The organism is Anabaena sp. WFMT, from assembly GCF_051781005.1.
GTDB lineage: Bacteria > Cyanobacteriota > Cyanobacteriia > Cyanobacteriales > Nostocaceae > Anabaena.
Genome location: NZ_JBPWOA010000017.1, coordinates 116,110 through 136,895, shown reverse-complemented (window position 1 = coordinate 136,895; position 20,786 = coordinate 116,110). Strand labels below are relative to the sequence as shown.

Here is a 20,786-nt window from a genome sequence, read left to right as displayed (position 1 = left end):
GAGATGCTGAAGCCTCCGGAACGCTCCGCGAACACTACGCTGGCGCTTCGTTCAGCATGACACTTTATACTTTTCAAACACCCTCTTAGGTAAGAATTCAGGAGTCAGGAGTTCAGGAGAAGAATCACCAATCACCAATCACCAATCACCAATCACCAATCACCAATCACCAATTACCAATTACCAATCACCAATCACCAATTACCAATTACCAATTACCAATCACCAATTATCAATTATCAAAAATGTCTAATTCTCCTGATCGCTTTTCCATTGAACCTGATGGATATGCACCTAGATTAAAGCGTATACGTCAAATTAGTAGACTCTTAGATAATGCTATTACAATTCCAGGCACTCAGGTTGGGATTGGGTTAGATCCAATTCTCGGATTAATACCTGTTGGTGGTGATGTGTTGTCATTGATAGTTTCTATCTACATTATCATTGAATCAGCACAGATGGGTGTGCCTAGAGCTACCTTGATCCGAATGGTTGCAAATATCATCATTGATGCTTTAGTAGGTGCTATCCCCATGTTGGGAGACTTATTTGATTTTGCCTGGAAAGCAAATAGTTATAACATCAAGTTATTAGAAGATTACCTACAATCTCCTGGTGAAAAAAAGAAAGTTGACCAGCTATTTATTATTATCCTTTTTGCTGGATTGTTTTTGCTTGCCATTGTCTTAATAGCATTACCCGTGATATTAATAAGAATGCTATGGAACGCCTTAACTGGCGGTTAAATTAATTATTAATTACACAATGCAAAACTGGTGGCAAGTTAACTTTCCCAAAGGGCAACAAAGTCTGATTATTCCAGATGGTGATGGATATACCGCACAAATCGCTTATGGCGAAAAAGGTACAGGTAAGCCGCTAATTTTATTACATGGTCTGGGCAGTTGGAGTTATAATTGGCGGCACAGTATCAAACCATTATCTAAAGATTTTCGGGTTATTTGTTTTGATGCTAAAGGTTATGGTTTTTCTGAAAAAAATCTGTCCCGCCGAGAAGAAACTGGTCATCAAGTAATTGAATTAGAACAAATTATTCAGGCTTTATGCGATGAACCTCCTATCATTGTAGCAGAATCTTTAGGTGCATTAGTTGCTTTAGCATTAGCTGCAAAAAATCCCCGATTAATTGGGCGTTTGGTAGTTATTAACGCGCCAATCTTTGTTGAACAGTTACCTCATTGGGCTATGGGATTACTTGCCCAAACACCGCTGGAACTCATACATACAATTGACTTTTTACGTCTAGCATATTGGTTTGCACCTATAGTTAGAGAGGTAATGGGTATAGAAAGACGTAAAGTGTTATTTGATCCTTCTATTCTCACAGAAGAAGATATTTATTGGATAACTTATCCGTTTATTGAAATTCCAGGAACTTTGGTAAAGGTGGCTGAAGAGTTACAAATAGCAGTACAAGAAATTGAAAATTTCCAAGCTAAAAAGCCCAATATGCTTAGTCAGATTCAAAGTAATCTTAGCAATATTGAATGTCCTACACTAATTTTATGGGGTGATCAAGATAGTTGGTTTCCTCTTAGTCATGGAGAGAAATTACATCAACATATCCCTAATTCGCGCTTTCAAGTTTTGCATAACTGCTATCATGATGCCTCAACTGGTGCTTCTCAGGTAGTGAATTCAGAGATTATTAAATTTTTGCAGGATACAGATTTTTGTTAGAGGATGTTTGTAAAGTAAGTACACACCGTAAATTTAGGATAATGGTGGGTTACGCTGTCGCTCTAAGCGTAGCCATGCCCGCAAGGGCTTTACCCACCCTACAGATTTTTTATGTTTAATGAAGTTGATCCCAATTATCCATAAAAGAAGAGTGGGAGAAGGCATACCAATCGCCTTTAATCTCCCACTCTGCATTTGCTGCTGGAGCGTTCAGGAATATGTATAGACGCTGCCCGTTATTTAGGGGGGCTAAATTGTACGTCAACGACAGCGCCTGTATGCTGTGAATATTCCTTTGCAGCAAATGTTAAACTTGATTATTATTTTTTTTGCTGAACTCATAGCCCAGAAAAATGTAAGTAGATTGCTTTTTCTCCCTAAGAAAGACTTTTTTAAAAAGCCTTTATAAGACTGATTTATTAATAGTAGTTGCCCCTGATAACAACACCCTTTAAGTCGTTTATCTTTTATTAATTTAACTGGGTTATTTACAGATTGGTTGCCAAGTTGGCACTTTTTATCGGTTATCAATTTGAGAGGATGTTGTACAAGTATTCTGATTATTCTCAAAACCTTACACCCTATACATTTCTTCAACCCCGTTATGGAAGTTTGAGTAAGCGAAAGATTACCCAGCAACCAGCAGCACAAGTCAGAGCGATCGCAATTATTAACCATGAAGGTGTAGCATTACTGGTATCAGTGAATTTTGTGATTAGTTCCGCACTGACTACTTTTAAGGGTTTTTCTGCTTCCTTTTTTGGCACATCCCCAATATAACTTAGTTGATAATAACCAAAAATTGAGACTCCTACAGAAATTCCGAACAACCCTACAAACAAAAGCCAAGAATGCTTTAGCAACAGGTTTTTAGCTGGGGGTGTATTTTTTGATGCTTCTAGACTAGTTTCTGTTGATTGGTTTGGCTTTTGCTTTACATCGTCACTATTGTCCATAATTAATATCACGCTTATATGCTCTAGTAGATTATTGTACTAGAAGACATAAGTGTTATGGCAGGAGTCAGATTTATACTGCAAACGGTTCATAGTTTAACTAAATATGGAACCCCTCTCCATTGACGCGTTCGCGAAGCGTCTCGAAGAGTACCTCTCCCCGTTCACGGGGAGAGGCTTTGAACTTGTTATTTAGTATTATCAAAAAGTCAAATTTCTAGCCGTTTTGAGTATACTCAGCACTCACTACTCTTTAGTTGTCCGTTGCCATTATTTTAGTTCGTAATTCAGTTTTGTATTGGCAAAAATAGTTTTTTACCCAAACTTTACAGAAAATTGAATATCATACTAATTTTTGCCAAATATCTTGGAGGAGTGAGATTATTTCTTTTTTACTCAGCAGTCGTTACTCTTTAAATGTCTTTCAATAGCTAATTGAATTAATTCGTCTACTAATTTGGGAAAAGAAATGCCAGTATTTGCCCAAAGTTGAGGATACATACTTGTGGCTGTGAACCCTGGTAAAGTATTAATTTCGTTAATTAAAATTTCTCCGGTAGCTTCGATATAGAAAAAATCTACCCGTGCTAAACCAGCCGCGTCAACAGCTAAAAAGGCTTTTAATGCCATTTCTTGAATTTGCTGAACTACTGATTCTGTCAGATGTGCGGGAATAAATAAATCAGCTTTACCTTGGGTATATTTAGTTTCGTAATCGTAAAAATCACTATCAAACGTAATCTCACCAATAACAGATGCTTTGGGATTATCGTTACCTAAAACGGCACATTCTACTTCTCTAGCGACAACACCGGCTTCGACTATGATGCGTCTATCATAGGTTGCGGCATTATCTAAAGCTGATTCTAACTCTTGGCGCGATCGCACTTTCGCAATTCCCACCGATGAACCCAGATTAGCCGGTTTAACGAAACAGGGATAGCCTAAAGTTAGTTCAATTTCATCACATAATTTCGGAAAAATACAAGGATTTGACCAAACTTGCGCCCTAGTTATCGCTTTATATTTTACCTGGGGTAGTCCAGCTTGAGCAAAAGCGGTTTTCATGCCGATTTTATCCATTCCCGTAGCCGAACCTAACACCCCAGAACCCACATAAGGAACTTGCATTAAAGTGAGTAAACCTTGAATCGTACCATCTTCACCATTGGGGCCGTGGAGAATAGGAAACCACAAATCAATTTCTGCTGTTTGTGGTGGAAACTCCCATAAATTAGGGGTTACGGCTAGATTTTCTCTAGCCACACCAGATGATAAAACTTGCTGTGCAACTTCCCCAGCTTGCCAAAAACCATCCTTTTGGATGTAGAAAGGCACTATTTCGTACTTATGACTATTTTCCTCTGCACTTAAAGCATTAGCGATCGCTCGTGCAGAAATTATTGAAACTTCATGTTCTCCAGAACGTCCACCAAACAGCAATCCCACCCGCAGCTTAGACATCTTCTGTACCTCGACACTATCTAAAGCAGATAGCGTACCACAGGGAATGCAATCTTAACCGATTAGATTTTCAAGAAATATACAGCAGGAGTCAGGAGTCAGGAGTACAACTGGCCAAAAATCTTACAGCTTAATTGGCTGCTTCTGTTCTGTAGTTGGGGAAGGACTGCTATTATTAACAGGTGTTACTTCTAAAAAAGCCTCTTTACCTGTAATCAATCTAGAGCGTCGATTACGAGTAATATAATTCCATGCCCACTGAAATACTACTACCAATTTAGTGTCAAACTCAATTAAGAAGTAGATGTGAATTATTAGCCAAAATACCCAAGCTAGGAAACCAGTAAGTTTGATAAAACCTAAATCTACAACAGCTAAATTTTGCCCAATCATCGCCAAACTACCTACATCGGTGTAATGAAATTGTGGCAAAGTATGACCGTGAAGACGTAGTTGAATCAGTCCACCGACATATTCTCCTTGTTGTTTAGCTACCGGTGCGACACCAGGTAAGGGTTTACCATTTTGATGGGAGAAATTGGCTAAATCTCCAATTACGAAAATGTTTTTGTAACCCTTGATAGTCAAATCTGGTTCGACAATTACTCTTCCAGAGAAATCGCATTCTACATCTGTTCGTTCTGCTAAGACTTTCCCCAGTGCCGAACCTTGAACACCTGCTGCCCACAATATAGTTTTTGCGGCAATGTCTGTCAATTCATCGTTTTGCTTGAAAGTAACTATGTCATTTTCAATATTTGTCACCCTAGTGAGAGTGTGGATAATCACTCCCAATTTTTGCAAAGATTCTGCTGCTACCTTGGATAATTCTGGCGCAATGTGTGGGAGAATGCGATCGCCCCCTTGCAATAGCAAAATTTTCGCTTCTGAGGTGTTGATGTTGCGGAAATCTTCTTTGAGAGTTTTGTATGCCAATTCTGCGATCGCACCTGCCAATTCTACACCGGTAGGACCACCCCCCACAATCACAAAAGTCAAAAAAGCACGACGTTTTTCGGGATCAGTTTCTTGTTCTGCCGCTTCAAATGCTGAAAATATCCGCCGACGCATTTCTATGGCATCTTCAACAGTTTTCAAACCAGGAGCAGTTTCTTTCCAGCTATCTTTACCAAAATAGGAATGGTTAGCACCTGTGGCAACAATTAATGTATCATAAGGTACTATTTGATCACCCAAAATAACTTGTTGCGCTTTTGGATCAATAACACTTACTTCTCCCAGCAATACTTTTGTATTCTTGCTTTTGCTGAATACAGATCGCAATGGTGCAGAAATATCAGCAGGTGATAACGTACCTGTTGCAACTTGATATAAAAGCGGCTGAAATAGGTGAAAATTCCGTTTATCAATGAGAGTAACATCTACATTTGCGTTACCAAGAGTCTTTGCTGTATACAGTCCACCAAAGCCACCACCAACAATGACAACTTGATGTAATGGCTTTTTCTCCAGTGCTACCATAAGACATATTTCCTTTTGTTAAGATTCCTGTAACCTTTCTTAACAAGAATGTAACAAAATCATAATATATTTTGCCGTTTATTTAGAACACTTGAAAAAATAATGAAAGTAGTCAAAGTTACTAAATAAATCATTATTAAAAGGGAACTTGCAACCCAGTTGGAAGATATCTCTAAGATACTATTTTCCTCTGCACTTCAAGCATTAGCGATCGCACAATAACTCACTCCTGTTTTACTCTCTGCGACTCTGCGCCTCTGCGTGAGACTTACTCCACAACATCAAACCAAACAGGCGATAAATCATCAACCTGCCCATTATAATTAACAGTAATTTCTTCACCTGCTCGAATATCTTTATGAGCAATAATTTCAATTACATTTTTAGAAAAATTCTTAACATAAAGCGCATTGGGATGATAAGAATGATTAAAAAGTGACGCAAAGCCCAAAGCTATAGCTCCACTTTCCCCATGCCAACCAAAATAATAATTTAATAAAACCGTTTTGACAATTAATTTAACTTGTTGCTTAGGGATAACAATCACTGCTGCTTTTTCAATTACCTCTCCTTTAGCAAAACTCTTCTGAGCAAATATACCTCTACCTTTAGAGTCTGTATCACGAAATACTAGCATATACAATTCTGTCTGATGGGTGAGAAATATTGTGTAGGACTAATCACGCCAAACGCAGAGAGAATAAAGATTTTCGTGCATGACTTACGGCTGCTATAGCCACTATAAAGTTAATAATCAAAGATATAGTCAAAATTTCCGTAAATATTAATTTTTCCGCGCCGATATAATAAAAATCATGTTATTATAAATATCCCATGCTAACTATCATTGGATGTGGAAATCTCAATCGTAATGACGATGCTGTAGGCGTAATCATCGCCCAACGTTTACAGCAATATCTCGCTCAAAACCCTCACCCCAACATCCGCATTTTTGATTGTGGTACTGCGGGAATGGAAGTGATGTTTCAAGCGAGAGGAAGTGAAAAATTAATTATTTTGGATGCCAGTTGCACAGGTTCCGAACCAGGTGCTATATTTAAAGTCCCAGGTAAAGAACTAGAAGCACTGCCAGAACCTAGTTACAACCTGCATGATTTTCGTTGGGATCATGCTTTAGCAGCCGGGAGAAAAATCTTTGCAGATGATTTTCCTCAACAGGTGACAGTTTATTTAATTGAAGCCGCTAACCTTAATTTAGGCTTAGAATTAAGTCCAGTTGTCCAACATTCAGCCGATTTAGTTTTTGCAGAACTAATCACAATTTTCAGCCAGAATGTTATGGCTTAATTAATAATCCAAAATCCCAAATTTAGCTTATGCCCAATCACGATAAACTGATAATTCATCTACCCTCATTTCAAATGGTATGCCATTAGTTTCAGGGGGACATACGCGAATTTTAGCACTGCTGACAATGCTGTAGAGTAGACTTCCCATTGGTACGATTTTTTGCAAAACTCGCCAGTTAGTAACTTGATCAGGGCATTCGATTACCAATGTTAAAGCACTAGCATGGGTTGTCACATACCAACGACAATCGGATAATAGACCTTGAATAGTGCGATCGCACCCGTCATAGAAGTACCTACTAATAGAATACTCTAATTGTTGCCGCAAAATAATATCTGCTGATGTTGGCTGCATAGGGTGCTTATCATCAGCATGGGAATCAAATTGTCTTCTAGCCATTTCTCTTGATTTTCCTATTTTATTTACCAATTGCCATTACATAAAGCACATCCTTATTGGTTCCTAGAAACTCTTGGGCTTCATCATCATAAAAAGCACCAATCCCGCTACAATCTATGCCCCAATAATTGCTAAATAGATACACTCTTTGTCCGATAAAACCAGCTAATTGCATAGCAGTTTGATAGCTGAGATAATCGGATACAAAAAACAAAGTTACAGCGCAATCTTTAGCCAGCGCCTGATTAATACACAAGTAACCTGTATTTTCGCTAAAATCACCCGAATTTATGAGATTCCTACCGTTATATAAACCGGGTGTCATTCCCTCGACACGATGCACCACCGAGTAAATTTCTATTTCCTCAAAATTCTCACTTGGTATTGGTTGTTGAACATCTTGCAAAATTTGCCAATAGGTTTGTTGGGAAATAGACTGCTTTTGAAAACGTCGAATAGAACGCCTATTCCAAACGTTCTCAGAAAACCTTTCTCGGTGAAAATTAAATTGAGGATGTTCTAGATGTTGCTGGTGACTAGGTTGCCATGATGTTGCTTGATAGGCATCTTCAATGAATTGATTAGCTTGAAAATAATCAGTACCACAAACAAAAGGAACTGGTAGTCTTAAGCGTCTGACTGACTTTTCTTGCGTTTCTCCCGATATCACACAACTAGTAATAAACTCCTTATTCTCAAATCCTAAATCAGCATTGAGAGAGAGTTTATCAAAGTCAAAGATTAATTGGATGTTTTTTTCGTGAAGATATGCTGAAGATGCGATCGCACCCAAATGGTGTCCGCTATCCAAAAAGCAATACCTCATGCTCCTGTCTTGATATTTCCAGCTAGACCTATAATAAACACAACTAACTAAAAAAATGAATCCATTGATACGTTTATTTGGTATAACATAACTCTCCAACCCATCATCAATTAATTCATAGATCAGTGTTAGACAATTATTCTCAACTTCCAGATGATAGATAGCATCTATAAATCCCTCAACACCACGTATTTGAATATAAACCTCCGTTGGGTATAACGCGCCTGCTGAGGGATTTACCCGGAGTTTATAAAGACCATCCTTGTAAATCTTCTCAAAAGTAATGGCGCTTGTTAACCTGATAAAAGCATGAATTGGATTATCGACAATTAATTTCACTCGCCGATAAAATTTTGGATAAACTTTAAAGGTGTGAGGTTGAGTTGATGCATCCACATAATTGGGATTCATCTGCACTGATAGGTAAGAATGCTTGGTAGCCTCGTGACAGGCTTCTTTAGAAAGCTTACTGTGTGGCATTTTTCAGTAACCTTAAAACTTCTATATTGCTGGCAAAGTCAATTGCTTTATAGTCGTCCAAATTTTGTAAATTCATGTTAGGATTGTGTTGTAATAGCAACCTTACTACTTCTGTCTTTCCAGCCGATGCACCATACATCAGGACAGTTGCACCATTATCATTTTGATTGTTAATATCAATGTTGACTGACAGCAGCAAATTCATTAAATCGTAGTGATTACCAAAACAAGCGAACCATAAAGCATTATTGCGATCATTGTTTCTGGCGTTAATATCTACACCCGCATCTATCAGTTCTTTGACAACTGGGTAGACTCCCTCTCTAGTAGCTTTCATTAAAGCTGTATCACCGTTTTCACCACGCTGATTTAAATCTTCAGTATTGTAACCATTTGCTATTAGCCATTGGTTAGTTTCTGCGCTCAATTTTGGCTGATTTGTTTGACTCATAATTATTACTGTGACGACAACTAAAAACGTAATGGTGAGCATTGCTCACCATATCTAAAAACACTATTTCAATTCTCATGAGTTATTAGTAGCTGACGAACACTTTCTAATTCTTATAGAGCAATCCTAAATGATTTGGAAACATCAATTTTTTGGGAATTAAGATTTACGCAGTTTCTCTATATTTTTGTCTAACTTTCTTACTTTCTACCTTTGTTTTAGCTTAATCAGGAATAACGTAAGAATATCTTTGATAACTCTATAATGGCTTTTTGTTGAAGTAATGGTTCACTACCAACAATTTAGCTTATTTATATATTATCACTCTGATAAGTTTGAATTATAAATCATTTATTAAAGATTACCGGATTTTTAGCATGGTTAAACAGGAATCACATTTCATCTTTTTTTCAAATATTTGAAATTAAAAATCCATGATAAAATTTTATATTAATTGCCATTAAAAAAGTATAAAAATTATGATTTACAACTGTTTGTAATTTCGTATAAATATAATTGCAGGTTGTGTCATCCTACTCGATAGACTTGTTAAGAAAATCTAAAAATTCACCACTAATATATAAAATTTGTTAGTTTATTCAGTGTAAATAACTAAAAGGAAAATAAAAATAATGGAAATCAGCGCCAGAAATACATTCAAAGCAACTGTGAAAAAAGTTACTCCTGGTTCAATTAATACAGAGGTAACACTAGAATTAGCACCTGGTGTAGAAGTAGTATCTGTCATCACTAAATCATCAGCAGAAAAGCTGGGTTTAGTAGAGGGTAAAGAGGCTTATGCTGTAATTAAGTCATCGGATGTACTTGTTGCTGTTGACTAAAAAATTTAGCGACTTGTAAAGTGTAGGATGGGTAATGCGATTCCTACAGAGCGCTGTATTCTGCTAGACTCAATTGACTTTTTAAGTGCTTTTGATAGAATAAAGGTATCATTTTCATTAGATAGGTCTTATTGACAATACTTGACCTATCTTTTTTTACCATAAATCGTTATATTCTTTACACTGTCTTGTTTTCAGCCTTGTTTGTCTCCCCGTCAGAACAAATTCCCAATTTGACCTTAGCAGGATTTTCTCGTTTAGCTCCCCATACACATATTCAACCCCACACAGGCTGGGCAAAAAATGAATTTCGCTTGCATCTTGGTTTAGTTGTTCCAGAAAAGTGTAGTCTGCGCGTTGGTCAGTCCCTAAAACATTGGCAGGAAGGTGATTGCTTAATTTTTGAAGATACAACAGAACATGAAGCATGGAACGACTCTGATTTACCACGAGCAGTATTACTTCTAGATTTTATTAAACCAGGTTTAGAGCATAGTTCTGATGAGATATCAGGGGATGCTTTGCAGTATGCGATGGGATTACTTGAACAACCAAATACCTACGTATAAAACAGAGAAAAATCTATGAATGACTACATTGATCTTTACTGTGAACGCATCATTCCTGGTTTATGGAGTGAACCATTTAATGCTATATCTAATATTTCTTTCTTCATTGCAGCAGGGGCTATTTGGCAATTAGCACGACGACAACAAAAAATTACAAATGGTATTTGGATACTGATTATTTTAGCAATTTCAATTGGTATTGGTAGCACTCTATTCCATACCTTTGCAACAGAATGGGCGAGCTTATTAGATGTTTTGCCTATTATGTTTTTTCAATTTTGTTTTATATGGCTTTACAGTCGTCAGGTAATGAAGATGAAATATATTTATAGTGGATCTTTGATTGTTGTTTTTTACTTTGCGAGTGATTACAGTAAACAATTCACAAATATATTCAATGGATCTCTTTCCTACGCTCCTGCATTTTTGTTTTTACTGGGACTGGGAATTTATCATTTTCAACAACAAAAACGTGAGCGATTTATATTATTAGGAGCAGCAGGGGTGTTCCTTTTAGCTTTATTATTTCGGAGTTTAGATCAGATAGTTTGCCCTTATTTCCCAATTGGCACTCATTTATTTTGGCATCTTGTCAATGGAGTTTTACTGTACTTATCAGCAAGAGGACTAATCTTAAATTGGTCAATAAAGGCAAAAGCTGACTAAAAAATTGAAAATGTATACGGTGCGTCAGATTTTTAATTTAATCATTTTATTACTAGGTTATTTGTCTGACGCACCCTACTAGTTATATGAATCTTCTCAAATATCAACCACACGAACATAAATAGCGCGGGCTGTTTGTCGATCTATTGTCATAGATATATTATTAAATTTAACGATTAAACAAGGAAATTGCTGTTCTAAACTTATACTATTTCCTGTTGTTATTCCCATAGAAATGATTTTTTTACGAATGCTTTCATCCTGAGTTTTACAAGAAATAATAATTCCTTTTTCTCCTGGCTTGAGCAATTCTAAAGAGCAACCTGTAAAACTAAAAGAAGTAAACATTGCGGAATAAAAATGAAAGGTTAAAATTAAAAGAATGAAGGATGATTAACATCCTTCATCTTTATACAAGCTAAGACATTAAAATTTTAGACTAGATAAGGCTCTTGATGGGTTTTAATTGTGCAGTTAGAGCGAGGGTATGTAACACACAATAGAGCGAATCCTTTAGCCATTTGCTCATCATCCAAGAAGTTTTGATCATCTTGGTTGATTTCACCTTCTACAACTTTACCTACACAGCTAGAACAAGAACCAGCGTGACAAGAGAAGGGTAATTCAATACCGGCTTCTTCTGCTGCATCTAGAATTGTAGTTTCTTCGTCACATTCAATTGTGGTGTCAAGGTTGTCCTTTTTGTTCAACAATCTTACTTGATAAGCCATTGTTCGATTCTCCTCAAACGTGAATAAAGTTAGTTTTGCTGACTTGGTTAAGTCTCCCTGGTACAATTCAAAATTCAAAATAAAGGATCGAATTTTTGAACTTTGAATTTCCTAGCTGCAAGGTACACCGGTAGGCGTACCATCATCTGTTTTAAAAGACTTTCCACAACCGCAGGTATCAGTTGCATTGGGATTGGTGAACTTGAAACCGCTGTCCATTACTCCCTCAACAAAATCTATGACAACACCTTCTAATAACGGCGCACTTTTAGCGTCCACGTAAAGCAACACATTTCCTTGTTGAGTTACGACATCATCTGGTTGAGGCTGATTTGTAATGTCAATTCCATATTCATAGCCACTACAACCACCATCTTTGACAGAGATGCGGACACCTTTTTTAGCTTTATTAGATTCGTCGGTTGCGGAACCTCTTAAAAATGCCCACAGACGAAATTCTGCTTTTTCTGTTAAAGTAACAGCCATTTTGTTTCCTGTTCTGTAGCGATTATTCTGATTTTTAGATGTGGGAAATTGCTTTTTTGGCGGAACGGAATTTCACACCGTTAACGGTTGAGATTGGGAGTATCTCCAAGGTGCAGTGTTACCGCAGACGGGACAATTGCGATCGCGGTGAGAACGACGTTTAGCAAATTCCATTCTGTTCAAGTCAATCGTCAGTAGTTCTGACAATAGCGGTTGACTAAAACCGGTAATTAGCTTCACGGCTTCTAAGGCTGTTAAACAAGCCAAAGTCCCAGAAACCGCGCCCAGAACGGAAAAACCGCGCCGATCCCAATCAGGCTTTTCTGGAAATAGACAGGATAAACAAGGGGTGACACCAGGAATAATCGTGGTGAGGTAAGCCTCCATCCCGTCCATAGCTGCCTCTACCATTGGCTTACGCGATCGCACACAGGCTTCATTTAACAAATTGCGTTCTGTGAAATTGTGAGCGCAATCCAAAGCCATATCCGCTGATTGCACCAATGAGTCCACATTTTCGGCGGTAATGTAATCGTGAACTACGTCCACTTCGACATCAGGATTGATGGCTTTTAGTGTTTCTTGGGCTTTGAATACTCTCGGTTTACCCACCCAGTCGTCAGTCATCAAAATCTGACGATTCATATCATCCAGCCGCAAATCACCACCCCGGACTAAGATTAGCCGCCCAACGCCTGCTACTGCTAAGTAAAGCGCCGCCGTACCGCCTAATCCCCCCACACCCGACACCAGAACAGTCGCTGACTTGAGGCGTTTTTGAGCCGCTTCGCCAAAATTTGGGAGCATCATTTGGCGACTATAGCGTTCTAATTCGGTAGGCGTTAGGTTGATCAATTTATACCTCCTAATCAGAAGTGATTTCTGTCAGCGTGACTACATTCTTTGGCTTATCGTTAAACACTTTGAACAGCTTTTGTTCGTGGGGTGTTGATTCTAGAAAAACTTCATAAGCTTTTTGCAAAGCTAAGGAATATTGAGTTAATTTTTCTGTATCACTCAAGTTAGGAGAAGTATTATCAATCTCTTGCATATATTGAGAGAATTTTTTCAATATATGGAGACGATTTATGTTTACAAATTGTTGGTCGTAGGGCAGTTGAAAGAAGATAAAATATTCTTCTGCATCTGCAAGTTTGTTGAATTCTTGAATAGTCCCGGTCATTTTGCACTCTCCAGTTGTTTGAGTTGCTGCTTGAGTTCATCTAGTTGTCGGTAGATTTCGTAAGTTTCAGCGGCAACATCCATCAATGTTTTGTAATCTGCTGGTAGTCCTTCAGCTAAATCGTGCAGATCCATTTTCATTTGACCTGCTTTGCTATTTAGCTTTCTGATTTTTGTTGTGAGTTCCTCAATTGTCATTGGGAATTGGTAATACTTTATTCGTACTAGGAGAATATGGATTTAATGAACCGCGAAGGCGCGAAGGACGCGAAGGAAGAAGGAAGAAGGAAGGAAGTAGGATAATTGGTAAGGATTCAGGATTCAGGATACATAATGTTTGATATAGCCGGGAACTCTTAACAGAAAAGAAAAATATTCTTCTTCTTTCTCCTGACTCCTGACTCCTGAATTCTTACGATAATTCTTTCCCAGTTCCTATTACCAATTTGTTAAATATTTCCTACTTCGGGGAAACGTTTAGCTAAATCAATGCCTTTGTTGACGAATGATTCTCCTTCTTCGGCTAGTTTTTCTAGGGAATCAAAGCCGTAGCGATGGGCATCGCGTAAGGTTTTTACAGCTAACAATAAACGACCTGAAAAGACTAATGCCCAACCAAATCCTTCATGACCTAAGTCAACTACAACATGAGAAATTAATCCGGTTTCTTTCTCGATGCTGGAGGCTACAGCCCGGAAGAAGGCGTTGATTCGTGATATTGTTGCTAGGTCTACTTCACCTTCAATGGAAATTTCTCGTTTCTTTTGTTTGGTGACAATAAAAGGTTTGAGGATTAATTCATCAGCCCAATTCCGGTAAGTTCCATAAGTATCTTGCGCCCGGATTTGTTGAACTAATGCTTTCAGGAATGCTGAGGTTATTGGTGTGCTTGTAGCGGTTCCATTGACACTGTTATTTTCACTCATACGGCTGCTTCGTTTTCTACTTCTTCTGCAAAGTTTGACTTGGTTTTATTCAAGGCTTTACGCAACCAAGGTGGGGGGTTTCCTTTGAGAGTTGTTACTAATTTATTCAGAATTTCTTCGATTTTTTCTTCTTCTGATTTAGCCTTGACTGGTGTCACACCTTTTTTGATTAAACGAGCGGCTGCGCTGCCACCTATGGCGACTACATAAACGATTGTACAATCATTTAATGCCTCAAGTTTAGGTGTGATTTTATCTTCGTTACCATCTTCTTTGAGGTCGCCTTCAAATTTCAGAGTTTGTAGGAATTCATATCCATTATCTGAAATTTCATAAACATCAATTTCTTTAGCCCAACCGAAGTGAGCATTAACATGAATTCTGTCTGTTGTGGTGAAGGCAATTTTCACGTTCATTTGTCCTTTGTCGGTTGTCGGTTTTCTGTTGTAGAGGTTTAACAATCTTCTTTGGTGTCAACTTAAGCTAAAAATCGCTTATTTGTTGGCTTCCACACCCGCCCAGAAATGAATTTCCGGGCTAATAGCCAAAGTTTACTGAAGTAAACTAAAGAATTTTGAGATTATTTAGTCATCTTTAGATGACTTCAGCTATGAGACTGGGAATTCATTCCCAGGCGGGTTATGGCTTTCACTGTCACCTATTCCCTATTAATTACTGATGACCAATGATTGATCATTAATGTCTCTTCGTGTTCTAAAAAGAGGTTTCCCATACCAAACAAAACTTCCATTGTGCCGCGATAGCCTACTTTGGTGAATAAGCCATTTCCTAAACGGTCATAGATGGGAATTCCGAGACGGTAGAAGGGGATTTTGAGACGTTTAGCGATCGCATTCACGTTGGAGTTACCAATCAGCAAATCTGAACCTACAGCTAACCCTTCTAAATCTTCCAAGTCGCCAATAGTAACGCTTTTGACTGGGAGATGTTCTAATAAATGCGATCGCGTGGTTGTCACAGCAGCGTGAACAGAAGCCCCCATTGACTGTAAAAAATGCACCATAGACCAAAGTAAATCCGGTTCTAGTGCCAAAGATACCCGTTTTGCACCGAAGTAAAAATGAGTATCCAACATTGCATCTTGCAACTGACGACGTTGACGGCGATATTTTTCCGGTACGGGATTACCACTCAACACCGCTAACGCTTGCAGGAACTCATCCACAGGTTCTAAACCCGTCAAATCCTTAAATACTTCGTAATCTGTGCCAAAACGCTCTTGCAGAATCTTGGCAGCACCGCGCATACTTTCACCCAAAGCTAAGGTAAAAGCCGAACTACCCAAAGAACGCAGTTGTTTGAGAGTTGTCCCGCTTACCGTCACCGCGCTATATTCATCCTCCAGATGTCCATCTAGAGAAGCACCCAAATCAGGGACAAAAATCGGTTCAAATCCAAAAGCGGTGACAATTTCTCGAACTTCCTGCACATCTCCAGGAGTGAAAGCAGAACCAGCCAAAATCGTGACTTGTTCAGGTTTAATTCCCCCCGCTTTGGGAATCTCCTTGACAATGCTTTCCACCGCTGCTGCAAAACCATCTTGCAACGCACCTTTAAAATCTGGAGTCGGGGCAAATGCGATCGCTAAATAGTCAAGTTCAGGATGACGTTTGCGGATTTCCTTCAAAAAACCCTCAATATCATCCCCCCTCGTTTCCGTTAACCCAGTCGTACACAAACCGATAATTTCCGGTTTCGCCTTTTCCACCAAAGTCAGAATAGCTTGCTCAACATTTTCCTCACCACCCAAAATAGTAGTGACTTCCGTCATAGCCGTAGTAGCCAGAGGAATCGCTTCCCGAAAATGCCGCACCAACACAACCTTAGCAAAAGCAGTACAACCTTGGGAACCGTGAAACAGAGGCATTGCACCCTTCAACCCCAAAAAAGCTAAAGAAGCACCCAAAGCCTGACTTTGTTTCAGCGGATTAACAGTAAGAGACTTGTTCGGAGTATTAACAATTGCCATAAATTAATCTTTCATAAATTTTAAACTTTCCTCTCGTTCCCTGACTCACGTGCCTACGGTGTACACACATCCTTCCCTAAAAACACGATTTAACCGAAAATCCAGTCCCCCTCCTCGCTTGCGGGGAGGGGCTAGGGGTGGGGTGTTATGTATGGCACAAGAGCAATTACACGGTAGGACTCTGAAAGCAAAGCCTCCTGGAAACCCCCATTAAACTTCCTCTTCATCCCAAGGAGCAGGCTTACGTATTTGTTCCCAGACAGGACTGTATAAAGCCTCATACAACTCCCGCGCCATTTCCACCATCCCCACATAACCCGCATAAGGATGGTGACGTTCTTGGTTAATATCCAGAAAAGGAATCCGCGCTTTCAACGCCGTATATTGATTCCGTCCCCCAGCAATAAGCATATCTGCGTTAGTATCTCGCACCAACTTCAGTAATTCTTGGGCGTTACCTTTCTCTAGCATAATGCCATCATTGCCCAACAACTTCTTGATTTTCGCCTTATCTTCCTCTGTACTTTTACGAGTACTAGTAGCAACAACTTCAATTCCTAAATCATTAGCTGCCGAGATAATTGACCAACTTTTCACACCGCCAGTATATAAAACCACCCGCTTACCTTTCAGGCGTTCTCTATAGGGAGCTAGGGCAATATCCAAAGCCGCAGTTTCATCAGCAATTAACATTTCTGTCCGTGCTATTAAATCAGCATCACCTAATTTCTTAGCAACAGTTCTTAGACAACGGTTAATATCATCAATACCATAAAAAGACTCTTCAATGAAAGGAATGTTATAACGTTCCTCCATTTTCCGCGCCATATTTAATAGCGCCCGTGAGCAAATCATTACATTTAACTTAGCCCGGTGAGCATAACGAATTTCTTCATAACGAGCATCACCAGTAATTTTCGATAAAACGCGAATACCTAGCTTTTCAAATAAAGGCAAAACGCCCCACATTTCGCCAGCAATATTGTACTCACCAATTAAATTAATATCATAAGGTGTAGTATATTCTGGTTCAGCAGTTCCCACTACATATTCTAGTAAAGCTTCACCACCAAAGCGATTACCCAGATTTTTACTACCAATAAAACCCGGAGCAATCACAGGAATCACAGGAATACCAATCTTCTCAGCCGCAACCTTACAAACTGCATCAACATCATCACCAATCAGAGCAGTTACGCAAGTTGCATAAACAAAAATCGCTGCTGGTGTATAGCGTTCCTTTAACTCCAAAATTGCCTTATAGAGCTTTTTCTCACCACCGAAAATAACATCATTTTCACCAATATCAGTGGTAAAACCAGTCTTATAAAGCATTGGGCCAGAAGACAAACTCCCTCGACTACCCCAAGAATTACCAGCACAAGCGATCGGTCCGTGAACCAAATGAGCAGCATCAGTAATAGGTACTAAAGCAATCATTGCTCCATCAAAAGCACAACCCCCTTGAGCCGCACCTGGTTGAGCTTGTTGTGTACAAGACTTGTTTTTCTTTTCTTGTTTCTTTTGATTATGTTCGCATCCTGACTCACTAAGTAACTCGTTAATTTTGCCTTGGGTAATTTTCATCTGTCTTCTCGCGTTAGATGGAAGTTATTAATTGAAATATGAGCAAACCTGAATAGACTTCCCGCAAAATTCCTCTTTACACAATATTTACACACATAAAGTTTCAGAAAAGATATCTATTTAGCCGTACCTGAATTTTCATAGTCCATTCCCAATATAAAATTACCTCTCTTCTTCCTTCTTCTTCTTTCTTCCTTCGCGCTCTTTCCTTCGGAACGCTGCGCGAACGCGCCTTCGCGGTTCATTAAATCCATATTCTTCTATTGACAAAAAATAAAACCTTCACGAAAAATAAAAGAAATCATCAAGTACAAATTCCTACTCTATTATTGGTATTGCTGAATTTAAGTATAAAAAGCTCACTATTTATGTTGCGATTCCGTGTGATATCTTTTTATCTTAATTCAACAATACCCTATTATTTGTAGATGAAATGAGTAATCAGAAAATCTAGCAAATGTACCTTGTGACATCTTCACCACATTCATCAGCAAGGTAAGACAAAGCCCGAAATCTTAAGTAAACAAACTCATCATACAACGGATTGAGTTTGCATAGTGGTGGAATATGTAAAGTCCACCCAAATAAATTAACATCTCTCTCAAAAGGACAACAGCAAGGAATTACTTGACAAAGTATATGAGCAATGCGGAAATTTGTAACTTTAATTCCATCCACCCATCGTCGCAAAGGCTTCAGAAGACCGAAAGAACCAGAATCTTCTTGATCATTAGGTGGATGGTAATTAGGCTGAGGATGTGGATGAGTGTGTGAGTGAGTTGTTTCCATATTAGATATCTCAGGTAAATGCCATGAAAAAAAAGAAAAGGGAAAAGGAAAAGTTAGGACTCATTCAATTTGCAAAACTCATAACTTTGAATTTTGATATTTGAATTGATTTGTCTTTTCCTGACCCTTAATTGACAAGTGATAATTACTACAATTCGTTATCTATTTAATGAACATTGTCGGGGCGGGGTTTCCCCGTCCCCCAAAGACATTCTTAACGAATCAAGTCGTAGGAAATATCTGTCTTAGAAGGAATATTGGTGTGTTGGTCGATATCTTCAAAGATTGTGTTAACAATCCAGTTGAGGAGGTTGATTATACCTTTATAACCAACAGTAGCGTAACGGTGGTAGTGGTGACGATCCATGATAGGATAGCCAATTCTTACCAGGGGAACCTTACAATCACGCCACAGGTACTTACCGTAGGAATTACCAATTAACAAGTCTACGGGTTCTGTGAACAAGAGTGATCTCATGTGCCACAAGTCCTTACCACCCCAGATTTTAGCACCCTTACCGAAGACGCTAGAATCTAACAATGCTTGCAGTTCTTTCTCGAATACATCGTTGGTGTTGTGAACCAAGATATGTACAGGTTCAGCACCCATTTCCAACATGAAACCAACTACGCTGTAAACTAAGTCAGGATCACCGTAGATAGCGAAGCGTTTGCCATGCAACCATGAGTGGGAATCGGTCATTGCGTCAACAGCACGACCACGTTCAATTTCCAACTCTTCAGGAATAGCCTTACCAGTCAATTCGCTGAGTTTCATCAAGAACTCATCAGTTCCCTTGATACCCCAAGGACGAGAAACGGAGACATCTTGCTTCCATTCCTTAGCGATGTATTCACGGGTTTTAGTAGTGGAGTAAGCTTGCAGAGCAACAGTAGCCTTAGCGTTGATGGAATCTGCTGCATCTTCCAGCTTAGTACCACCTGGGTACATATCAAATTCACCAGTGTTGGGTGAATCAACATAGTCACTGTTATCAGATAAAACAGTGTAGTCAATACCCATCAAGTTAGCCATCCGCTTGATTTCGCGGTTGTTTTCTACGTAGGTATCAAAACCAGGAATGAAGTTGATTTTACCATTGCTCTTAGCTTTCTTCTTACCTTCGGTCAAGGTAGAAAGAATTCCCTTCATCATGTTGTCATAACCAGTGATGTGGGAACCGACGAAGCTAGGTGTGTGAGCAAAAGGTACTGGGAAATCTTGAGGAACTGAACCAGCTTCCTTCGCGTTACCAATGAATGACTGTAAGTCATCACCGATAACTTCTGCCATACAGGTGGTGCAGACAGCAATCATTTTTGGCTTGTAAAGGCTGTAGGAGTTAGCCAAGCCATCGATCATATTTTGCAGACCACCGAACACAGCAGCGTCTTCAGTCATAGAAGAAGAAACGCCGGAGAATGGTTCTTTGTAGTGACGGGTTAAGTGGGTACGGAAGTAAGCCACGCAACCTTGAGAACCTTGAACGAAGGGAAGAGTACCTTCAAAACCTACAGCAGCAAACATTGCACCTAGAGGTTGGCAACCCTTAGCTGGGTTAACTGTTAAAGCTGTACGTTCAAAGTTCTTTTCACGATATTCCCAGCTTTTTGTCCATTCTGCAACCCGTGTTACTTCTGCGGGGTCGTGACCGTTTTCAAACTGTCTCTTGTTTTCAAACAGTTGTTGGTATTCTGGCTGGTGGAATAACTCAACGTGATCCTTAATATTTTCTGGATTCTGAGGCATTTTGTGTATCTCCAAGCTTGCTGTGTGTTGTGTTTGCTTTTGGGGCGGGGTTTCTCCACCTTTGGGGGAAGTCGGGAATGTGGCTCAAAATTCAGAATGCAAAATCCAAAATCCGAAACTTTGAATTTTTAATTTTGAATTTTGAATTTCCAACTCCCCCCTGGGGTAAACACCCCAGGCTATCCCTGTACGGGC

25 protein-coding genes are annotated in these 20,786 nt (G+C 39.0%); 6 read left to right on the top strand and 19 right to left on the bottom strand.

Annotated features, from left to right (window positions below; all coding sequences use genetic code 11):
• Nucleotides 1–245 precede the first annotated feature (245 nt).
• Together ACSQ6I_RS09465 and ACSQ6I_RS09460 are read left to right on the top strand one after the other, a co-directional pair.
• The gene (locus ACSQ6I_RS09465) at nt 246–749 is read left to right on the top strand and encodes a DUF4112 domain-containing protein (RefSeq protein ID WP_438890095.1); all 504 of its coding nucleotides are present in this window, start codon (nt 246–248) and stop codon (nt 747–749) included.
• 19 nt (nt 750–768) lie between these two features.
• Nucleotides 769–1,704, top strand: coding sequence for an alpha/beta fold hydrolase (locus tag ACSQ6I_RS09460; RefSeq protein WP_438890094.1), 936 nt, complete (start codon nt 769–771; stop codon nt 1,702–1,704).
• A gap of 602 nt (nt 1,705–2,306) precedes the next feature.
• On the opposite strand, the gene ACSQ6I_RS09455 is transcribed toward ACSQ6I_RS09460, so the two are convergent.
• The 4 genes from ACSQ6I_RS09455 to ACSQ6I_RS09440 form a co-directional block, all read right to left on the bottom strand.
• On the bottom strand, nt 2,307–2,660 hold the full coding sequence (locus ACSQ6I_RS09455) for a hypothetical protein (RefSeq protein ID WP_438890093.1): 354 nt from the start codon (nt 2,658–2,660) through the stop codon (nt 2,307–2,309).
• 396 nt (nt 2,661–3,056) lie between these two features.
• Nucleotides 3,057–4,124, bottom strand: coding sequence for a D-alanine--D-alanine ligase family protein (locus ACSQ6I_RS09450; RefSeq protein ID WP_438890092.1), 1,068 nt, complete (start codon nt 4,122–4,124; stop codon nt 3,057–3,059).
• Nucleotides 4,125–4,247: 123 nt separating this feature from the next.
• Nucleotides 4,248–5,606: an NAD(P)/FAD-dependent oxidoreductase gene (locus ACSQ6I_RS09445; RefSeq protein WP_438890091.1), complete on the bottom strand. Its 1,359-nt coding sequence runs from the start codon at nt 5,604–5,606 to the stop codon at nt 4,248–4,250.
• Between the two features lie 268 nt (nt 5,607–5,874).
• Nucleotides 5,875–6,243, bottom strand: coding sequence for an SET domain-containing protein (locus tag ACSQ6I_RS09440; RefSeq protein WP_015214333.1), 369 nt, complete (start codon nt 6,241–6,243; stop codon nt 5,875–5,877).
• A 197-nt stretch (nt 6,244–6,440) separates the two neighbouring features.
• Here ACSQ6I_RS09440 and ACSQ6I_RS09435 point away from each other — a divergent pair, with 197 nt between their 5' ends.
• Nucleotides 6,441–6,914, top strand: a complete 474-nt coding sequence (locus tag ACSQ6I_RS09435) for a hydrogenase maturation protease (RefSeq protein ID WP_438890090.1) — start codon at nt 6,441–6,443, stop codon at nt 6,912–6,914.
• 27 nt (nt 6,915–6,941) lie between these two features.
• Here the strand turns inward: ACSQ6I_RS09435 and ACSQ6I_RS09430 are convergent, their stop codons facing one another.
• Genes ACSQ6I_RS09430 through ACSQ6I_RS09420 form a run of 3 tightly spaced genes read right to left on the bottom strand, consistent with a single transcriptional unit; the run spans nt 6,942 to nt 9,073 of the window.
• Nucleotides 6,942–7,316 (bottom strand): hypothetical protein, encoded by a 375-nt coding sequence (locus ACSQ6I_RS09430; RefSeq protein WP_438890089.1) that lies wholly within the window; start codon nt 7,314–7,316, stop codon nt 6,942–6,944.
• Nucleotides 7,317–7,335: 19 nt separating this feature from the next.
• Entirely contained in the window at nt 7,336–8,622 is a 1,287-nt protein-coding gene (locus tag ACSQ6I_RS09425; RefSeq protein WP_438890088.1) for a SagB/ThcOx family dehydrogenase, read from the bottom strand.
• Nucleotides 8,609–9,073 (bottom strand): ankyrin repeat domain-containing protein, encoded by a 465-nt coding sequence (locus ACSQ6I_RS09420; RefSeq protein ID WP_438890087.1) that lies wholly within the window; start codon nt 9,071–9,073, stop codon nt 8,609–8,611. Before ACSQ6I_RS09420 ends, ACSQ6I_RS09425 begins: the two co-directional genes overlap by 14 nt.
• Before the next feature lie 632 nt (nt 9,074–9,705).
• Here ACSQ6I_RS09420 and ACSQ6I_RS09415 point away from each other — a divergent pair.
• The 3 genes from ACSQ6I_RS09415 (at nt 9,706) to ACSQ6I_RS09405 (ending at nt 11,150) form a co-directional block, all read left to right on the top strand.
• Nucleotides 9,706–9,915, top strand: a complete 210-nt coding sequence (locus ACSQ6I_RS09415; RefSeq protein ID WP_438890086.1) for a TOBE domain-containing protein — start codon at nt 9,706–9,708, stop codon at nt 9,913–9,915.
• Between the two features lie 131 nt (nt 9,916–10,046).
• Nucleotides 10,047–10,484, top strand: coding sequence for an aspartyl/asparaginyl beta-hydroxylase domain-containing protein (locus ACSQ6I_RS09410; protein ID WP_438890085.1), 438 nt, complete (start codon nt 10,047–10,049; stop codon nt 10,482–10,484).
• A gap of 15 nt (nt 10,485–10,499) precedes the next feature.
• Nucleotides 10,500–11,150 carry a ceramidase domain-containing protein gene (locus ACSQ6I_RS09405; protein WP_438890084.1) on the top strand — a complete coding sequence of 217 codons (651 nt, stop codon included), beginning with the start codon at nt 10,500–10,502 and terminating at the stop codon, nt 11,148–11,150.
• Between the two features lie 96 nt (nt 11,151–11,246).
• On the opposite strand, the gene ACSQ6I_RS09400 is transcribed toward ACSQ6I_RS09405, so the two are convergent.
• From ACSQ6I_RS09400 to nifK, 12 genes are all read right to left on the bottom strand, one after another.
• The gene (locus tag ACSQ6I_RS09400; RefSeq protein ID WP_438890083.1) at nt 11,247–11,498 is read right to left on the bottom strand and encodes a FeoA family protein; all 252 of its coding nucleotides are present in this window, start codon (nt 11,496–11,498) and stop codon (nt 11,247–11,249) included.
• An 86-nt stretch (nt 11,499–11,584) separates the two neighbouring features.
• Nucleotides 11,585–11,881, bottom strand: a complete 297-nt coding sequence (locus tag ACSQ6I_RS09395) for a 2Fe-2S iron-sulfur cluster-binding protein (protein ID WP_438890082.1) — start codon at nt 11,879–11,881, stop codon at nt 11,585–11,587.
• Between the two features lie 111 nt (nt 11,882–11,992).
• Nucleotides 11,993–12,367: a HesB/IscA family protein gene (locus tag ACSQ6I_RS09390; RefSeq protein WP_438890081.1), complete on the bottom strand. Its 375-nt coding sequence runs from the start codon at nt 12,365–12,367 to the stop codon at nt 11,993–11,995.
• A 72-nt stretch (nt 12,368–12,439) separates the two neighbouring features.
• Nucleotides 12,440–13,222 carry a HesA/MoeB/ThiF family protein gene (locus ACSQ6I_RS09385; protein WP_015214320.1) on the bottom strand — a complete coding sequence of 261 codons (783 nt, stop codon included), beginning with the start codon at nt 13,220–13,222 and terminating at the stop codon, nt 12,440–12,442.
• Between the two features lie 10 nt (nt 13,223–13,232).
• Nucleotides 13,233–13,550 (bottom strand): nitrogenase-stabilizing/protective protein NifW, encoded by a 318-nt coding sequence (gene nifW, locus ACSQ6I_RS09380; protein WP_190909155.1) that lies wholly within the window; start codon nt 13,548–13,550, stop codon nt 13,233–13,235.
• The gene (locus ACSQ6I_RS09375; RefSeq protein ID WP_015214318.1) at nt 13,547–13,747 is read right to left on the bottom strand and encodes a CCE_0567 family metalloprotein; all 201 of its coding nucleotides are present in this window, start codon (nt 13,745–13,747) and stop codon (nt 13,547–13,549) included. Before ACSQ6I_RS09375 ends, nifW begins: the two co-directional genes overlap by 4 nt.
• 251 nt (nt 13,748–13,998) lie before the next feature.
• Nucleotides 13,999–14,475 (bottom strand): NifX-associated nitrogen fixation protein, encoded by a 477-nt coding sequence (locus tag ACSQ6I_RS09370; protein ID WP_438890080.1) that lies wholly within the window; start codon nt 14,473–14,475, stop codon nt 13,999–14,001.
• Nucleotides 14,472–14,891: a nitrogen fixation protein NifX gene (gene nifX, locus ACSQ6I_RS09365; protein WP_438890079.1), complete on the bottom strand. Its 420-nt coding sequence runs from the start codon at nt 14,889–14,891 to the stop codon at nt 14,472–14,474. The genes ACSQ6I_RS09370 and nifX overlap by 4 nt, the downstream gene beginning before the upstream one ends.
• A gap of 242 nt (nt 14,892–15,133) precedes the next feature.
• Entirely contained in the window at nt 15,134–16,465 is a 1,332-nt protein-coding gene (nifN, locus tag ACSQ6I_RS09360) for a nitrogenase iron-molybdenum cofactor biosynthesis protein NifN (protein WP_438890078.1), read from the bottom strand.
• A 210-nt stretch (nt 16,466–16,675) separates the two neighbouring features.
• The gene (nifE, locus tag ACSQ6I_RS09355; RefSeq protein ID WP_438890077.1) at nt 16,676–18,052 is read right to left on the bottom strand and encodes a nitrogenase iron-molybdenum cofactor biosynthesis protein NifE; all 1,377 of its coding nucleotides are present in this window, start codon (nt 18,050–18,052) and stop codon (nt 16,676–16,678) included.
• A gap of 450 nt (nt 18,053–18,502) precedes the next feature.
• Nucleotides 18,503–18,841: a Mo-dependent nitrogenase C-terminal domain-containing protein gene (locus ACSQ6I_RS09350; RefSeq protein WP_438890076.1), complete on the bottom strand. Its 339-nt coding sequence runs from the start codon at nt 18,839–18,841 to the stop codon at nt 18,503–18,505.
• Between the two features lie 214 nt (nt 18,842–19,055).
• Nucleotides 19,056–20,591, bottom strand: a complete 1,536-nt coding sequence (nifK, locus tag ACSQ6I_RS09345) for a nitrogenase molybdenum-iron protein subunit beta (protein WP_438890075.1) — start codon at nt 20,589–20,591, stop codon at nt 19,056–19,058.
• Between the last annotated feature and the right edge of the window lie 195 nt (nt 20,592–20,786).

Coding starts and splice junctions, on each gene's coding strand:
- ACSQ6I_RS09435 (WP_438890090.1), top strand. CDS start 6,441: ATGCTAACTATCATTGGATGTGGAAATCTCAATCGTAATGACGATGCT.
- ACSQ6I_RS09455 (WP_438890093.1), bottom strand. CDS start 2,660: ATGGACAATAGTGACGATGTAAAGCAAAAGCCAAACCAATCAACAGAA.
- ACSQ6I_RS09425 (WP_438890088.1), bottom strand. CDS start 8,622: ATGCCACACAGTAAGCTTTCTAAAGAAGCCTGTCACGAGGCTACCAAG.
- ACSQ6I_RS09375 (WP_015214318.1), bottom strand. CDS start 13,747: ATGACAATTGAGGAACTCACAACAAAAATCAGAAAGCTAAATAGCAAA.
- ACSQ6I_RS09440 (WP_015214333.1), bottom strand. CDS start 6,243: ATGCTAGTATTTCGTGATACAGACTCTAAAGGTAGAGGTATATTTGCT.
- ACSQ6I_RS09465 (WP_438890095.1), top strand. CDS start 246: ATGTCTAATTCTCCTGATCGCTTTTCCATTGAACCTGATGGATATGCA.
- ACSQ6I_RS09460 (WP_438890094.1), top strand. CDS start 769: ATGCAAAACTGGTGGCAAGTTAACTTTCCCAAAGGGCAACAAAGTCTG.
- ACSQ6I_RS09370 (WP_438890080.1), bottom strand. CDS start 14,475: ATGAGTGAAAATAACAGTGTCAATGGAACCGCTACAAGCACACCAATA.
- nifK (WP_438890075.1), bottom strand. CDS start 20,591: ATGCCTCAGAATCCAGAAAATATTAAGGATCACGTTGAGTTATTCCAC.
- ACSQ6I_RS09420 (WP_438890087.1), bottom strand. CDS start 9,073: ATGAGTCAAACAAATCAGCCAAAATTGAGCGCAGAAACTAACCAATGG.
- ACSQ6I_RS09350 (WP_438890076.1), bottom strand. CDS start 18,841: ATGGAAACAACTCACTCACACACTCATCCACATCCTCAGCCTAATTAC.
- ACSQ6I_RS09430 (WP_438890089.1), bottom strand. CDS start 7,316: ATGGCTAGAAGACAATTTGATTCCCATGCTGATGATAAGCACCCTATG.
- ACSQ6I_RS09415 (WP_438890086.1), top strand. CDS start 9,706: ATGGAAATCAGCGCCAGAAATACATTCAAAGCAACTGTGAAAAAAGTT.
- ACSQ6I_RS09445 (WP_438890091.1), bottom strand. CDS start 5,606: ATGGTAGCACTGGAGAAAAAGCCATTACATCAAGTTGTCATTGTTGGT.
- ACSQ6I_RS09450 (WP_438890092.1), bottom strand. CDS start 4,124: ATGTCTAAGCTGCGGGTGGGATTGCTGTTTGGTGGACGTTCTGGAGAA.
- nifE (WP_438890077.1), bottom strand. CDS start 18,052: ATGAAAATTACCCAAGGCAAAATTAACGAGTTACTTAGTGAGTCAGGA.
- nifW (WP_190909155.1), bottom strand. CDS start 13,550: ATGACCGGGACTATTCAAGAATTCAACAAACTTGCAGATGCAGAAGAA.
- ACSQ6I_RS09390 (WP_438890081.1), bottom strand. CDS start 12,367: ATGGCTGTTACTTTAACAGAAAAAGCAGAATTTCGTCTGTGGGCATTT.
- ACSQ6I_RS09400 (WP_438890083.1), bottom strand. CDS start 11,498: ATGTTTACTTCTTTTAGTTTTACAGGTTGCTCTTTAGAATTGCTCAAG.
- nifX (WP_438890079.1), bottom strand. CDS start 14,891: ATGAACGTGAAAATTGCCTTCACCACAACAGACAGAATTCATGTTAAT.
- ACSQ6I_RS09405 (WP_438890084.1), top strand. CDS start 10,500: ATGAATGACTACATTGATCTTTACTGTGAACGCATCATTCCTGGTTTA.
- nifN (WP_438890078.1), bottom strand. CDS start 16,465: ATGGCAATTGTTAATACTCCGAACAAGTCTCTTACTGTTAATCCGCTG.
- ACSQ6I_RS09395 (WP_438890082.1), bottom strand. CDS start 11,881: ATGGCTTATCAAGTAAGATTGTTGAACAAAAAGGACAACCTTGACACC.